Annotated in this window: 13 protein-coding genes; 4 read left to right on the top strand and 9 right to left on the bottom strand. The window is 46.9% G+C overall.

Going from position 1 to position 15,624, the window contains the following annotated elements:
- Nucleotides 1-14: 14 nt before the first annotated feature.
- Genes H6F68_RS12210 through H6F68_RS12195 form a run of 4 tightly spaced genes read right to left on the bottom strand, consistent with a single transcriptional unit; the run spans nucleotide 15 to nucleotide 4,541 of the window.
- Nucleotides 15-1,124, bottom strand: a complete 1,110-nt coding sequence (locus tag H6F68_RS12210) for a glycosyltransferase family 1 protein (RefSeq protein ID WP_190559329.1) — start codon at nucleotides 1,122-1,124, stop codon at nucleotides 15-17.
- 41 nt (nucleotides 1,125-1,165) lie between these two features.
- Entirely contained in the window at nucleotides 1,166-2,467 is a 1,302-nt protein-coding gene (locus H6F68_RS12205; protein WP_190559327.1) for a glycosyltransferase family 1 protein, read from the bottom strand.
- 7 nt (nucleotides 2,468-2,474) lie between these two features.
- Entirely contained in the window at nucleotides 2,475-3,257 is a 783-nt protein-coding gene (locus H6F68_RS12200; RefSeq protein WP_190559325.1) for a bifunctional 2-polyprenyl-6-hydroxyphenol methylase/3-demethylubiquinol 3-O-methyltransferase UbiG, read from the bottom strand.
- A 3-nt stretch (nucleotides 3,258-3,260) separates the two neighbouring features.
- Nucleotides 3,261-4,541 carry an ABC transporter ATP-binding protein gene (locus H6F68_RS12195; RefSeq protein WP_190559323.1) on the bottom strand — a complete coding sequence of 427 codons (1,281 nt, stop codon included), beginning with the start codon at nucleotides 4,539-4,541 and terminating at the stop codon, nucleotides 3,261-3,263.
- Nucleotides 4,542-4,988: 447 nt separating this feature from the next.
- Here H6F68_RS12195 and H6F68_RS12190 point away from each other — a divergent pair, with 447 nt between their 5' ends.
- Nucleotides 4,989-5,432, top strand: coding sequence for a hypothetical protein (locus H6F68_RS12190; protein WP_190559321.1), 444 nt, complete (start codon nucleotides 4,989-4,991; stop codon nucleotides 5,430-5,432).
- On the opposite strand, the gene H6F68_RS12185 is transcribed toward H6F68_RS12190, so the two are convergent.
- The 4 genes from H6F68_RS12185 to gcvT all read right to left on the bottom strand — a co-directional run bounded on the left by H6F68_RS12185 (nucleotide 5,429) and on the right by gcvT (nucleotide 10,253).
- A complete protein-coding gene (locus H6F68_RS12185; RefSeq protein ID WP_190559319.1) occupies nucleotides 5,429-6,151 on the bottom strand; it encodes a hypothetical protein in 723 nt (240 codons plus the stop codon). The genes H6F68_RS12190 and H6F68_RS12185 overlap by 4 nt on opposite strands.
- Nucleotides 6,152-6,214: 63 nt before the next feature.
- Entirely contained in the window at nucleotides 6,215-6,631 is a 417-nt protein-coding gene (locus tag H6F68_RS12180; RefSeq protein WP_190559317.1) for a hypothetical protein, read from the bottom strand.
- Nucleotides 6,632-6,738: 107 nt separating this feature from the next.
- A complete protein-coding gene (locus tag H6F68_RS12175) occupies nucleotides 6,739-8,754 on the bottom strand; it encodes an S-layer homology domain-containing protein (protein WP_190559315.1) in 2,016 nt (671 codons plus the stop codon).
- Between the two features lie 353 nt (nucleotides 8,755-9,107).
- Nucleotides 9,108-10,253 carry a glycine cleavage system aminomethyltransferase GcvT gene (gene gcvT, locus H6F68_RS12170; RefSeq protein WP_399313763.1) on the bottom strand — a complete coding sequence of 382 codons (1,146 nt, stop codon included), beginning with the start codon at nucleotides 10,251-10,253 and terminating at the stop codon, nucleotides 9,108-9,110.
- A gap of 149 nt (nucleotides 10,254-10,402) precedes the next feature.
- Here gcvT and H6F68_RS12165 point away from each other — a divergent pair, with 149 nt between their 5' ends.
- From H6F68_RS12165 to H6F68_RS12155, 3 genes are all read left to right on the top strand, one after another.
- On the top strand, nucleotides 10,403-12,586 hold the full coding sequence (locus H6F68_RS12165) for an OmpA family protein (RefSeq protein ID WP_190559313.1): 2,184 nt from the start codon (nucleotides 10,403-10,405) through the stop codon (nucleotides 12,584-12,586).
- 206 nt (nucleotides 12,587-12,792) lie between these two features.
- Entirely contained in the window at nucleotides 12,793-13,446 is a 654-nt protein-coding gene (locus tag H6F68_RS12160; protein ID WP_190559311.1) for a M23 family metallopeptidase, read from the top strand.
- Nucleotides 13,447-13,602: 156 nt separating this feature from the next.
- Nucleotides 13,603-13,950 (top strand): helix-turn-helix domain-containing protein, encoded by a 348-nt coding sequence (locus H6F68_RS12155; RefSeq protein WP_190559309.1) that lies wholly within the window; start codon nucleotides 13,603-13,605, stop codon nucleotides 13,948-13,950.
- A 101-nt stretch (nucleotides 13,951-14,051) separates the two neighbouring features.
- On the opposite strand, the gene H6F68_RS12150 is transcribed toward H6F68_RS12155, so the two are convergent.
- The gene (locus H6F68_RS12150) at nucleotides 14,052-15,062 is read right to left on the bottom strand and encodes a phosphoribulokinase (RefSeq protein WP_190436037.1); all 1,011 of its coding nucleotides are present in this window, start codon (nucleotides 15,060-15,062) and stop codon (nucleotides 14,052-14,054) included.
- Nucleotides 15,063-15,624: the final 562 nt, after the last annotated feature.

The following is a 15,624-nucleotide window of genomic DNA, read 5'->3' as shown; positions in this document are numbered from 1 at the left end:
GCTAACACTAAGGATCAGGACGATCGCAGCTTAGCTACTGAACGGTAAACATTAAGAGTCTGAGCTACTGTCTTATCCCAGCTAAAAGCTTTTGCCCTCTGATATCCTTTAGCGATTAAGCGATCGTGTTCTATAGAGTTGTCTAGAAGGGAGAGTAAGATATCTGCTAAATCACTAGTAGATTTGGGGTTAAATAATAAGGCAGCATCACCAACAACTTCAGGAATGCTAGAGCAGTTGGAAGCAACAACAACAGCTCCACAGGACATTGCTTCGAGTGGAGGAATGCCAAAGCCTTCATATAGGGACGGATAGACAAAGGCAAGACTGCAACGATAAAGCTTTGCTAGATGGCGATCGCTAGTGTAGCTGTAGTGTTCTATGTACTCACTCAGCCTCAGCTCGGCAATCAGTTTCTCTTCGGTTTCATTAAAAGGCAGACCAACAACACAAAGTTTGATCCCATGTTGAACAGAAACAACCTTTGCAAAAGCGGCTAGCAAGCTATCGAAGTTCTTATAAGAGTAGCGACCACCTACATAGAGATAGTAAGGCTGAGGGGGGACTGTCTCAGAACCATGAGAAAGGGTTACATCTATCTCTGAGGCTAAGTATGTAACAGTTACTTTCTCCTCTAGCAATGAGTATCGCTCCAATAAATCCTTCTTGGTATTCTCCGAAATACAGATAACAGCTTGTGCTGCCAAGATTGCTTTTCGCTTCTCTTCGGTTTTGTGACCGCTGGGATCAAGTTGATCAGCGAAAAGCTCATGGATCATGTCATAAACTGTCAGAACAACAGGATATCGACATTGATTAATTTCTTGGCGGGTAAGCAGTCCATAATAAGTGGGGTGGACAAGATCGAAGGAATTAAAGGAAGCAACAGCCCGAAAGTAATATTTTTCCAGCCAGTATGAAACGCATCCTGGACGAAATCCAAATCTTTGATAGAAATAAGTTTTTAGATTTGGATGAGTGGGATAGTTAACATTGCGAAGCTGGCAAGTAGTAAGGGCAGAAGTAAAATCTTCTGGCAATCTGCTAATCAGGTTAGCAAAATAACGATTGATACCTCCAGTAGGTTGCGATGCATATATCTGGCCATCATAGAGAATACGCATGAGCAGACTCAACCTTCAGGTAAAACTAAGAAGAAAGACTACTAACTGCTTAAAGCTGTTTTGTAAGCGTTAATGGTTTCTTGAGTACACTTTTCCCAGCTAAACTGTTTTGAGCGCTCTATCGAACTCAAAGACATAGTCTCTCTTAGAGAAGGATTATTATAAATCTCAAGCATACTTTGACATAGTGCATCGGCATCTGTAGGGGAAACCATTATCCCTGCATCACCAACTACTTCTGGTAGGGAGGATGTATTGGAAGTGATTACTGGAACACCGCACTGCATTGCTTCCAAAGGTGGAAGGCCAAACCCTTCATAAAAAGAGGGGTAAACAAATGCTATAGCTCCGCTATATAGGGCAGCTAAATCTTCATCAGCTACGTATCCAGTCACAATAATGCGGTCTTTTAAATACTGATGGTGAGATATTTCATCAAAAATTTTGCTGTAATCCCAACCTTTGGTACCAACTAGAACAAGATATAGATCTTTAATATGTTCTTGTTGCGATAATTTTACAAAACATCGGATAGTGTGATCAATGTTCTTTCGAGGTTCTAATGTACTTAAACTTAAAATATAAGGTGCTTCAGGAAGATTGTATTTTTTTCTTATTGATGAAATCTGCTCGGGATCATTACAAGGATAAAAAAGCTCTGATGCAGCTAAGGGTGTCACAAAAACTCTTAAAGGATCAATTTCGGGAAATTTATTACATAGATCGTTTTTTGTACTATCTGATATGCAGATAACCCAGCTCTCTGGATCTAGACTATCTAAAATTTTGTTAAGAAGATGATCTTCGTCGAACTCAAAAAACTGTGGAAACATAATTGGAATTAGATCATAAACTGTGAGAAACACATATTTGTTTTTTCTTTGTCTAGCTTGTTCAGGTATAGGATAAAAAGGCGAGTGAAATATGTCTGTCTGCTCTAAGCTTTTAGGACAAATCAGATAATTTGATTTGTCGCCAACTATCTTATCTATACTGTAGAGTAATTTTCTCCAGATCTTTAGGTATAAAAGCCTTATTTGTGCCTCATTACCAATATTACTAATTTCTAAATTAAGGTCACAAATCTTAGTATCAAGACCTCTCTTAATCTTTATGATATCTGTCTCAGGAAGAGATATCTCTTTAAATAGCGAGCTAAATTTTAGGTAATCTAAAGAGCAGTTCAGCTGTTGAAATGACTCACCAGCGCAAAAGGACAAATCACACTCTTTTGAAGAGGCTAGTCCATAAGCTATATTTTCAACAACTCTAAAGATTCCAGTTCGGGCACGAGGATGATAGTAGCCTGCTCCAAGTACTGATATATCATATAAAACTTTCATAACTCTTCTACAAAGAAGCTAAGTCTACAACAGCAACTAATCCAGTAGGTATATCCTGATATGAAGCTTTATCAAGCAGTTCATTGGTCAAAAAATCATAAAATTCTTGATAGAGAGATTGTGACTTTGAAGTACCAAATCCAACTATTTGTTTCAATTTGATTTTAGCCAATGAAGATTTCATATGTTTTTTAGTAAAACCATCAACATCAAGTTGAATTACTTGTCTCACTAAATTTCGTGTAGGTATAGCAAGTTCAGGGAAAATCCTAATATTGCAACAATCAATACCACTAAGTAGTTTTCTTAAAGAACTTTCCGTATAGTTCCTTAAGTGGGTTTTATCTTGATAATGTAAAAACGTAAGATTAAATTTATTCATAATCTCATCTTCCTTCGGTACTGCGATGATTAATCGCTTAGTAGTCACTCTAGCTAATTCCTGAACAGCCAGCATATCATTTACATGTTCTAGAACATCAAAACAATATGTGCATTCAAATGCTTTGTCAGGAAAGGGAAGACTAGTTATATCCTCTTGGACGTAAGTTCCTATCCGACCTTCTTCTTTTGCTAATTGTAAAAACTGAGCATATTTGTCAACGCCTGTAACCTCTAATCCTTTTTGAGCCAAGAATTCTACATAGGCACCACCGCCGCATCCGGCATCAAGAATTTTTTTACCTACTAAATGATTTTCAATGTGCGATACCCGTTCAGGATTTAAGTTGCCATTGACAGAAGACCAGTTGAATTTCTGGGCATTTTCAAGTGAGTAAAGTTCATCCATAACTTATACTTCGGTTAACTGTTTTACATTCCAATTAAGCTTGGGTCGTATAATTCCAGGAAGTTTTTCACTGCGTGACCCATGACCCTCCACATCTTCAATAGTGAAACTTAAACAGTACGGAGTTGTTACAAGAGGGCTTGTATAAGGTGGTATATCTGCGCCAAAAAAAACCGAATATTTGGCAGCATTGAGAAGATAGCCGGGGAATGTACATTTGCTAATGTAATAACCTGGGTTTCTTAGAGTGGCTGGCCAGGCATTTGGATCATTAGAGCCACATATAGGAACTCCTTCTAAATTTTGCATGAAGAAGCCAATTCTTAAATCATCTAAAGGTTTAATGATTTCGTACTCTACAACAACAGAAAATTCTTTGCGACAATCTAAAGAAGAGGCATACTGACCTTTATCATTCAATATATAGGCCTTAGTAAAGCGAATTTCTGGAGATTGAGGTGCATCGTATTGGTTCCATACGACTGTCGCATCAGATGTATATCCTTCTGATAAGTAATTGCTAACAGCAGTCTCAAAATCAGAATCTATAATAAGCTGTCCCCTCTTCATCAAAAGTGCTCGGCTACAGAGAGATCTGATTGCTGCCATATTATGGCTAACAAAAAGAATAGTTCGTCCTTCCTTCGCTACATTCTCCATTTTCCCCAAACACTTTTTTTGGAATTGAGCGTCCCCCACCGCCAGCACCTCATCCACAATCAAAATCTCTGGCTCTAAGTGGGCAGCAACTGAAAAGGCAAGACGCACATACATTCCAGAAGAATAATGCTTAACTGGCGTGTCTAAAAATCTTTCAACTTCAGCAAAATAAATAATTTCATCAAATTTCTTTTTAATTTCCACCCTGCTCATTCCCAGAATTGCACCGTTGAGATAGATGTTCTCCCGCCCAGTTAATTCTGCGTGAAAGCCTGTTCCTACTTCCAATAAACTAGCTACTCGACCTTGAATTCGAATACTCCCTTTTGTTGGTTCTGTAATTCGACTCAGAATTTTTAGAAGCGTTGATTTCCCTGCACCATTTTGGCCAATGAAACCGACGCGATCGCCCTGCTTAATCTCAAAAGACACATCCTTAAGCGCCCAAAACTCTTCCTGCTCAAGGCGTAGTTTTTCCTTGTGCTTAGACGGTGAAAAATGTTGGCCCACTGACCGAGCGGTTTGAGCGATCGCATCTCGTAAAGTCAGGTATCTTTCCTGTTTCTGGCGACCGATAATATATTTTTTACCTAAGTTCTCAACCCGGATCACCGTATCAGACATACTCAGCCAATAAATTACTTCTAAATATTCCGTCTAAGCTAAGTTTCTATTTGCTCTTAATAGTCTTCTGATCCCATAAAAGATACCCGGAAATTAAGCATTAATTAATCTAAATTCATATTTAAAAACTCTCTTCAGAAGATAATCATATAAATAATGCGAGCAAGAGAGTTTCAGCTCTGTTCCGTCTCTCCTTGTTGCCTGCATTAACATCTCCCTGTAAATCTCCCTCTAGCTTCTAGCACACACAGCAACAGCTCCGATAAACATAGAGATGCAACCATCCGTAGCATCCCTCAGGCTAACGAATGGAGCCCTAATTAATCAGCAATTCTGCCCTGACAAACCTGCGATCGCCCTCACTAATATGTTGAGAAGTGTGGCTGACCTCTCCAGGCATCACTCACTCTCACCTCACTCCTCGCTACAGATCTAGGTTTAGTCAGCATGTTTAGCAAAGTCTCTAAAGTGGCGATCGCGATCGCTCTCTCCAGCGCCGCCATCAGCACCCCAACCGCTAAAGCTGAAGCAGTCACCAATCCCACCACTACACCTCCTGGTACTGCCTCAACCGAGATGAGCCTAGCCACTCACCTAACTCAGGCAAACATAAAAATGTATGGTGCCTATAACTGTCCTTTTAGCCTGCTCCAGCGGCAATTGTTTGGTGAAGCCGCATTCAAGCAAGTGACCTATATCGAGTGCAACGCCAACGGCAAAAATGCTCAGGCCAGCCTTTGTCAAGCATTGCAAATCAAACAAACCCCAACTTGGGAAATTGGCGGGCATCTCTATTCCGGTGTCCGCTCCTTAGAGCAATTAGCCCGTCTCTCTAAATACCAAGGATTCACTCACTTTCAGCAAGCTGAATCCTTGGTAAACAGCTTCTAGCGGCAGGACGCTTGACTAATCAGCATGCCATTACTAGTAGGGCTGGCAGACTTGAGCTGCGATTGTTGCTGGCTTGTGGTTGAGTCGTAGGGGCAAGCCAAGTGCCCTCCCGCCCGGACTAGAAAGTCATCAAAGTCTCGGTCTTGAGCATTGGGCTTCACAATCACAGACCCCGTATCATCCCAAATAATGGCGATGCCTTGGTCGGCCAGGTTGCCCAGCCCTCCCTCAAATCTCACCAATCTGCTGCCATTGGTTTGGTTTTGGAAATTGGTGGAATAAAGTACGCCAGCAGGTCGTCCCTGAAAGCTAGACTCCAAATAGAAGGCATAGCGAGTATTGGCTTGAAACTCAAACTCAGCCAAAGGCTCAGGCACCGTATTGCCCGGCGTGCCCAAGAAATCATCGTTATCGCTAGTACCAATGTCAGAACTGTAATCCGAGGGTTCCATCAACGCTTGAGGATTGTCAGAAGGCTTCACTTCCGTAAACAGCGGCGTCCTCTCTCCCGTGTCTAAGTTCACAATCCCAAAAATGGACTGGTACGCCCCGTTGGATTCAATAAACTCAAACTCCACAATCGTATCTATATCAAAGCGGATACCTTCTGTGCCAAAGATTTCCTCAGCTTGGACTGGAGCCGCCAATCCTCCCAATAAAAAGCTGCTCGCGATCGCGCCTAGCCACCACCCAATATTTCCAGCCTCTTTGTTTCGCATTGCTTGCCTTCCCATAGAGTTACTCCTCACTTAGACCACTGCCAATCCTCAATGCTGGAATGGTTACCAAATCTTCAAGTTCGCGCTTTTGAGTTGTTCAACTTGGGTACTATCCAAACCGCTGAGAAATTCCTGCGACGCTCTAATCGCTTCATTCAAGCGAGACAAAGCTGGATTCACACATTCTTCACCAGGCCCACGAGCAAAGCGCCGGGGCACACGGGTCACTGCCTGCTCAGTCGTGTTGTAGGCATTGCGAGCCGCCGTTAGTTCTTGAGCCAGCCGATTCGCTGTTGCCAGGGTGTCAGGGTTCAGACCAGGTCTGGAAGGAAACCGGGGAGCCGTATTGTTAAAAACGTTAGTGCCACTTACATCCGACTGATTGTTGATTTGAACTTGAGCCTGAGCCGAGCCTGCAAAACAGCTCCCTCCCACTAAAGCAACTCCAACGATCCAACTCGCCCACCGCTTACTACGCATAAAGTTACTCCTGACTCCATCATCAAATTTTGGGGTTAAACTTTGCGGTTCAAGAGAAGGTAAAAGATTGGTCACCCTTGCTCTTCGACCTTCTCAGATTTCAGATACTAAAACTTCCAGGAATATCCCAGTCCTACTACAAAGCGAGCCCCATCGCCTGCACCAGCAATATCTCTCACGGCTGGAGTGATTACCAAGCTTTGATTTTTGAATGGCACAATTGAAAGACCTGCCGCTAAGTCTTCGCCTGTCCATTCCACTAAGGCACTCACAGGGCGAACAACTCTCACGGCCAAGCTGCCAAAGACGTTGAAGTTATCTTTATCTTCAAACACATCATCTTCCGTTCGGAAGCGACCATTGCCAATCCCTCCCGTGAGAGCAACTCGGCTGAATGGCGTGTTCAAATCTGGGCGAGTTCGGAAGATTTTAGTTGCGACTGCATAAATCGAGTCTTTAAAGTCTTCGTTGAATTCGTCACCAATCGTAATAAACCCATCCCAGCCCAAAGCAGCAGCAAAGTCTTCAGAGAAGGCGCGGTGAAGTTTCACATTAAATCCACCAGTGCCAAAATCCCGGTTGCCCCCAAAGCTAGCCAGCGTATAGGACAACTCCACGCCTACATTTCTCCGGGCATCTCCCAAACCTACACCAAATCCAACTGCTGCATCATCTTTGTCACTGTAGCGAGTGCGTTCTTGATAGGTAGCACTGATAAATCCAGTGCCATTATCAGCTCCAAAGCCAACTGGGTTAGAAATGCTGAGAGCTGGCGATCCTTCAAAAACATTGCCAAAGTTCTCTGACTCAGTTTGCACAGCCTCTAAGCGAGTCTGCAAGTCTTGAATCGTTTCCTCGGAAGGAGCTGCTGCTGTCGTCGGCGTGGCTGGCAATGTCTGCGCGGGTGAAGTGGTAGGGGTTTCAGCCGTAGTTGCTGCGCCAGCAATGTATTGGGCTGCTGTGGTGCTTGCATCCAGCGCCGATACTTCACCTGTTTGCACTAAGGCTTGGTAAATAAAAGCCGCTACCTCAGCTCTAGTGGCTAATTGCTGCGGGTTCAGCGCTCTCACATTTGGATAACTGACGACCAAGCGCTTGTCAGTTGCGATCGCTAAATCAGTTCGCTCCGCCGTTGATACCTGGGCCGCATCTTCGAAGTAAGTTTCTAAAATATCGGTACTGGTTGACTCCGAGGTCAATTTCAAGCCATTGACTAAACCCACCAGCGCTTGATTGCGGGAGATACCTTGGTCAGGAAGAAACACATTGTTGCCAGATGCGGAGACAAACCCAGAACGGTACGCTTCGTCGATCGCGCTGTAAGCCCAGTAGTTCGTGGATACATCCGAAAACTGTACCGAGGTACGGACGGGTTGCACTTGGAAGGCTTGCCGCACGATCGCAGAAAATTGGGCTCTGGTCACTGTAATGTCGGGTCGAAAGGTGCCATCAGGAAAGCCACGCACCACATCTCTGGACGCCAACGACTCAATCACGCTTTGCGCCCAGTGGCCTTGAATATCTGAAAACGAGCTAACTTGGGCTACCTGGTATTCGCCTCTAGAGCTGGATACAGGCGCGATCGCAGGGTTGGATTCATGACGCTGAGGTGCAAACTCAGGTCTTAGAGTTTCTGCTCTTGTTTTAGGTTCAGGCGTAATTGCGGTTGGTTCAGCGGCAGTTAGTTGTTTCGGTTGTGCCGCCACAACCGGAGTTTCAGGGCGATCGGCCTCTAAAGCAACCACTGCGGATTGAGAGTCGGAGACTGACACAGATTTGTCAGTTACATCCGGTGCTGGAACTAAATCATTGATCGTTACGGCTGACTCCACTGATGCAGCTGACCAACCTAGCTGGGCATCTGGAAGAGGTGTGGCTGCAAATTCAGTAACCGCAGCACTTTCTGGAGGCGCAATCGCGGGTGCGGTGACTAAATCAGCCGTGCTAGTTGAAACGACAGAGCTGTCAAGTTCTGGGACCGATGCCAATGGAACGACCACATCTGCCTTAGCTTCTGGCGTTAAGCCAGCTCCTACTAAAGCTAACAACGTACAGGTAGCCACGGTGCGAACATAACTCACCGTCTCTTTTTGCACCCAATGTTGCCAAACAGCACGCAACAAAAATCGCTTGTGCTCATTTGTAGTGTTGCTATTTGGACTCTGAAGAAGCCTGCGATCGCTCGGTATCATGACTGAACCACTCCTACTACCCACCAGGAAATCTCTTGTCTGTCGTGAACATTGCTCAGACAACATCCACATCCTTTGCCAACTGCCAGCCAGCACCCGATCTGATCTCGCTTACAGGCTGTTAGGTTGAGTATCCGCATAAAACAGGATCAACCGTCGAAAAAGCTAAAAAACTTCTCCTAATCATGAGCGAGGCGGCAGCTTATGGCAAAAATTTTTTGGAAATATTAAAGATCCTAGGTAGCGTAGCAAGACTAGCGGCAATTTGCCAGGTTAGCCGAGCATCACAGACTGGCTTGCCGCCGATAAAAGGGGCGTTTTACCACTTGTCCTGAATAGAGTTTGCCGCGAATCTCTACATTGAGTTGCTGCCCCACTTTGCTCAAAGCTACGGGGACATAAGCCAGCGCGATCGCTTGCTCTAAGGTGGGTGACCAACTACCACTGGTTACCTCACCCACCATTTGTCCCTCATGCACCACCGGATAGCCATGCCGCGCAATATTGCGCCCTGCCATCCTCAGTCCTACTAAACGCCGTTGCACACCTGCTTGCTTCTGTTGCTCCAACACCGATCGCCCGATAAAGTCGCCTTTAGTGTCTAGATGCACCAACCAGCCCAGACCTGCTTCTAAAGGTGTGGTGGCTTCGTCAATATCTTGGCCGTAGAGGGCCATTGCCGCCTCTAAACGCAAGGTGTCCCGACAGCCCAGTCCGCACGGAGTGACACCTGCCGCCAGCAGCGATCGCCATAGTTCTACACCTGCCGCTGCATCAACCATGACTTCAAAACCATCTTCTCCGGTATAGCCTGTGCGAGCGAGGAAACCGAGTTGACCCAAGACTGGAGCCACTAAATGACCGAAGGGCTTGACAGCACTTAAATCGGCTTCAACGACAGATTGTAAACAGGCGATCGCTTGAGGGCCTTGTACGGCAATCAGGGCTTTTTCTGTAGACAGGTCTTGAAAATCCACCTGATCCAAATCCAGATGCTCGGTCAACCAGGTTTTATCTTTTAACGTGGTGCCCGCGTTGACAATTAGCACTACCGTTGGTTGCCCTGCTGCATCTTCTCCTTGGTAATACACAATCAAATCATCCACAATACCCGCTTCTGGCGTGAGCAAAACGGTGTATTGGGCGGCACCAGGTTGGAGCCGAGCTAGATCGGAGGGCACTAAACGCTGGAGTTGCTCAATTACTTGGTGGCCCTTCAGCACAAATTTGCCCATGTGGGAGATGTCAAACATTCCCGCTTGCTGCCGCACCGCTTGGTGTTCTTGAGCAATGCCGACATACTGCACAGGCATCTCCCAGCCAGAAAAGGCAGTCATGCGAGCTTTCAGGGCTACGGCATGCTCAAATAGGGGGGTCCGGGCCAAGGGCAGAGGAGTTGCAGCATTGTTTGCATCGCTTAATGAGGCCACAGCTTTGAATTCCGTTCGAGTAAGACTGTATTGATCCTACGGGAAACTACTACCAGTTGCTTTAACCGTTAGGGTCGCTGATTCTGGGTCAGCAAAATCAGGGTAAACTCTGAATCACTTCGTTGATCGTCACCTTCCATAGCTTGACCATGCCTGCATCCTACCGCTTCAAATCGGCTGCTCTCCTAGGACTCTGGGTTGGCCTCACAGAAATCGCGATCGCGCCCAGCGTCACAGCCGCTGCCAGCTCTGAGAATAATCCCTCACCTGCGCCACATTTACGGGTAGTGGTCAACAGCAATCAAGATGGGCCGATCCAGCCAGATACAGCCATAACCCTGCGAGAAGCGATCGCCCTAACGAATGGCACCCTGGAGCGCGATCGCTTGAGTACCGAAGAACAAGCTCAAGTCACAGCCCTAAGTGCCGATGCTCCTCCCCGCATCGAGTTCAGTTTACCTGCTGAGCAAACAACAATTCGTCTCACCTCCGTCTTACCACCGCTCGATCGCCCTGGCTTAATCGTCGATGGCAGCACGCAACCCGGATACGATGCAGAAAAATCGGCTACGGCTGAAATCAGCATTCCGATCCCAGTAGTCGCTATTACTCCTGCGGAGGGTCAGGAAGTCTTTCGGGGGCTAACTGTCGTTGCGGACAATGTGACGATTCGCGGCCTCAGCCTTTACGGATTCAACTTCCGTCGTCAAGTGCCCGCCAGCACTCCTCCGGCTGATATTTTTATTGCACACCGTTTACCACCGCCAGACACCAGCCAGCAGCAACCGCCCAACGCCAACTTCCCATTTGGCACTGAAGACAAACCACCGCAGAACGTCACGATTGAGAACAACTGGTTAGGCCTAACCATTGATGAACAGATGCCTACCAATCCCTCAGCGTTTGGTGTGTCCGTGTTTAACGGAGTCGGCACCGTGATTCGGCGCAACCGGATTGCCAACCATGAAGGCAGCGGCATTATTACGGCGGTGCGGGCGGAGAATACCCAAGTTACAGAAAACATCATTGTGGGCAACGGGATTGCAGGGATGCCCGACGCGATTCGCTTGGAAGGTGTGATCGATCGCTCTCAAATCACAGCTAACTTGATTTGCGGCAACGATGGCAGTGGCATTTACTTGTTTAAGCCTGATGGATCGGTCCAGATTCAAGCCAACCAAATTAAGCTCAATGGACGGCGGTTGCGGCGAGCCGCAGTCTATTTAATGGGCAATCAGCATCAGGTGGTCAAGAACCAGATTAGCTACCAAACAGGGCCTGGAGTCGTAGTCACTTCTTACCCCAAGAGCGATCGCAACTTGATCCAAGACAACGAATTTGCCGCCTTGGAAGGACTCAGCATTGACCTAAACACTCAGCAAAATGTAGGCGTGCAAGACTATCAGCGTGGCGATGGTCCCAATCCTCTTCGCAATTCGGGCAATCGCCGCTTGGATACTGGCAACTCAGCCATTAATGCTCCTCAGTGGCTCAGTTCCGAATTCGTCCTGCTCAATGATCAAGTAGATGTGGATGGCAAAGCCGATCCAGGTGCTCAAGTCGAGATTTATCGAGTTGAAGCCAGGAGCCAGGAGTCAGGAGCTAGGAGCAAAGCCATTAATCTGTTTCCGGGTTATGCACCCTTAAGCAAAGCGATCGCCACCGCAACGGCCAACGAAAAAGGTCGATTTAGCGCCACCTTGACCAACGTGCAGCTCGGCGAACAAATTAGCGCGATCGCCACAGATAGTCGTTACGGTACCTCCGAGCCAGCCGCCAACGCCACTATCCGCACCACTCAAGGTGCTGCGGTTCCTCCCACATCACCTACGCCAGTTACAGAAGTGCCCCGTTGCACTACTCCCCCCGTGGCTCAGGTGCCACCCACACCTCCAGTAGAACCTACACCCACTCCACCTCCCATTCGGTTGCGCGTACCCAGAAACATCCACTTTGCTCTCGACAAAGATATTGTTAGCCCAGAGAGCGCGGCGGTACTCAATCAAATCGCTGAGGTGCTGCGAGAATACCCTTTTATCGTGGTGGATATTGAAGGCCACACTGACCCTCGGGCTAGCGATGCCTACAACTTAGATCTGGGTCGTCGTCGAGCTTTAGCAGCCAGAAACTATCTACTCCGTCGAGGCGTTGCACCAGAACGGTTGACCATTCGTTCTTTGGGCGAAACCCAACGTAAAACTACTGGTGCCAGTCGCGTAGATTACGCCCGCGATCGCCGAGCCGAATTTACCTTCCAAGACATACGCGGTGTAGACATCATCTTTGAGTCTCAAGAAGAAGACTTACAAATTGAACCTGGGGGTAGCAGGTAAGTTACATCCGTAAATTCCGTCAAATCACCAGGCACTTTAAAGCAACTGGCTGGGTGGAGATCCGTGTGAACGCCAGTTAATTCTCCCTGCGTTCCAGGCAAAGTGAGGGCTATGCGATTTACTAGCTTTATTGCTACGAGCAATCGCGTTTTTGGTGTGAATAGGGTGCCCTCGCTCAGTCCTTTATCGAATTGAACGAACCACGCATGACGATCCCATCCTCAAACTACCGTCCCCTGCAATTGCTACTAACCGCATCATTAACAATAGGTAGCTTAGCAGCCGGATTGCTAGATCCAGCGATCGCGACTCCCCAAAATTACCGGATTCAAGTTACTACCAATTCAGCCACTGGCTCCATCAAACTGATTCAAGTACCAGTGCCAAGTTATCCCGTCGCGGCCTCCAGACCATCCAGTTCGAAGCCCAATTTTGCTTGGCCCGCAGATTCCTCCCTTCAAGCAGGTTATATTTGGCCCGTCAAAGGCGTTGTCACCTCTAGATTTGGTCCCCGTTGGGGTCGCATGCACAATGGCATCGATATTGCTGGCCCTGTTGGTGCACCGATTCAAGCAGCAGCAGATGGAATTGTGATCAGTGCTGGCTGGAACCAGGGTGGCTACGGCAACTTAGTCAAAATTCAACATTTGAATGGCAGCGTCACCTTTTATGCTCATAATCAGAGACTTTTGGTGCAGCAAGGCCAGCAGGTGCGGCAAGGCCAAATCATCGCTGAGCTAGGCAGTACAGGTAATAGTACTGGCCCTCATTGCCACTTCGAAATTCGCCCCCAAGGACAAAGCGCTGTTAATCCGATCGCCTATCTTCCCAGTACGGTGGCTCAGCAATTCACTCGCTAACGATCTCTAGAAAAACTAGTGCTGCACCAAATCAGATTTGCAGGTTTATGTTGGGCAGGCGCAGACCACTCCACCAAGCAAAATTAACTTGAGGCGATGCTAGGGGCTAAATGTAAGGTATAGACTAGAAGCCTAGATACTACCTCAAAAGATACTATGGAGTCTCAAGTTGAGAGCCGCGATCGCGTCACCTGTGCTGTAGAAACGACACTAGGCGTGATTGGCGGGCGTTGGAAGGTTTTGATTATTCGCGAATTATTTCCTGGGGTGAAACGCTTTGGAGAGTTACACCGAGCGTTGAATGGCATCACCCAAAAAATGCTGACGCAACAACTGCGAGAAATGGAACAAGACGGTTTAGTACATCGCCAGGTTTACCTGCAAGTCCCACCCAAAGTGGAATACTCCCTGACTCCCCTAGGTGCAACCCTCAAACCAATCTTGAACTCCATGCACGAATGGGGAACCAAGTTTTTGGAGAGCCAGGAGTCAGACCAGATTTGACCTCAGCTAGCGATCGCCATATTGCCATCAACGCCATAGAAAAAGCGCGAGACTTCAGCCTCGCGCCCCAGTAATACAGCCTGTGATGGAAACAAAAAGCTTTAGACGTTAGCTGCTACTTTGGTCTTCGCTTCTTTAGACGTCAAACGCTCGTAAGTTGCCCGCATCTTCAGACCCGTCAGTACTTGGAATAAACCAGTACCGTTGTTCGAACCAGGATACTCACGGTGTTGCAGCAATAGATGAGTCACTTCACCTTCATACTTAGCCGAAGTCTTGCTGAGGTGCTTCTCAATGTAGATTACTTCCTCTAGCTCGTCGAACTGACCATCCACTTCCAGCACGGAAACGCTGTGATCGTAGTAGGTATCAGGACCGTAGAACATCTTGATACCGGGATACGAGCAAGTGAGCTTACGACCACAAGGAGTCCAGTCGATGGTAGAGCCTTCATCAAATAGATAAGCAGGCTCGAATCCTTCAACCCCATCTTTCTGCACCATACGAACGCGCAGAACTTTGCGCTCCGTTTCACCTTTGATCAGGTTAGTGGGTAGTACCTGAATCACCACATCAGCGTGGCCTTTTTGCGGATCGATATAAGCTTCGAAGTCAGGGCGACGAGCATTGATGGCTGCCATGACATCGTCATAGGTGTGACCACGCTCAGCCATATCCCGCTGAATCTTCCAAGCGATCTTCACTTCGTCGCTGATGTCGAGGTAAACGCTGAAGTCAAGCAGCGATCGCACCCGCTCATCATGCAGAGGATGCAAACCTTCAATCACGATGATGTGATTAGGATCAATCCGTTCTGGAGGATCGAGCTCGCCCGTTTCGTGGTTGTAGATAGGCTTATCAATAGACTGGCCGTTCTTCAGAGCTTTGACCTGCTCGTACATCAAGTCAAAGTTGTTAGCACGGGGATCAAGGGCGGTAATCCCGGTCTCCTTACGTTGCTTCCGGTCCAGACTGTGGTAGTCGTCGAGGCAGATTACGGTAACAAAATCTTCCCCAAACAAATCTGTCAATCGGCGCAAAAATGTAGATTTACCGCATCCGGAGTCTCCGGCAACGCCAATTAAAACCACGCGGTCTGGCTTACTGGTCATAGATTCCCTCTAACGATCGTTGAATAGACTGTTCACTAACTGAGTTTTGAGCAGATTCACTCTAGAGCCCGGAATTCACGCCCGAAGTGGGTAGTGCGGCTTAGAAGGCTGGCACAGAGGCAGATGCAAAACAAACGTGCAGCAAAAGAGCTACCGCTTATCCTGAGGAAGCTTTTCTAGTAAGTATTTAATACTACTTTAACAGTTCATCTTACCAGAACATGATCCCCTCTACAAGTTCAGCCTGAATTGAAAATTAGCTCGGTTCCTATCTATGCTAAGGTTAATTGCGCATTTTAAAGAAATGAAATTGGCTCGACATTGACATTCTTTTCCTGACTAACCTTTTATGCTTTGGGTAGCCATGAGAAAGAGGCCGAGATATTTCGGTCTTCCGATACTCTAGAAGTAGGCATGACTTCTATAACTGCGTGATGTAATTGCGTGATGCAGATTTAATCTTTCAGTCCTTTGAGACTTGCGATTGAGGCGTAGGGCTAACATTAATGGGAGCCAAGGACGCTTTGTAGCAAAATGTTAAGTTAAGTTGGGTTCGGAGATA

Source organism: Trichocoleus sp. FACHB-262 (assembly GCF_014696035.1).
GTDB lineage: Bacteria > Cyanobacteriota > Cyanobacteriia > FACHB-46 > FACHB-46 > Trichocoleus.
Note: the sequence above shows the minus strand (reverse complement) of the source record. Positions and strands in the feature narration are given on the sequence as shown.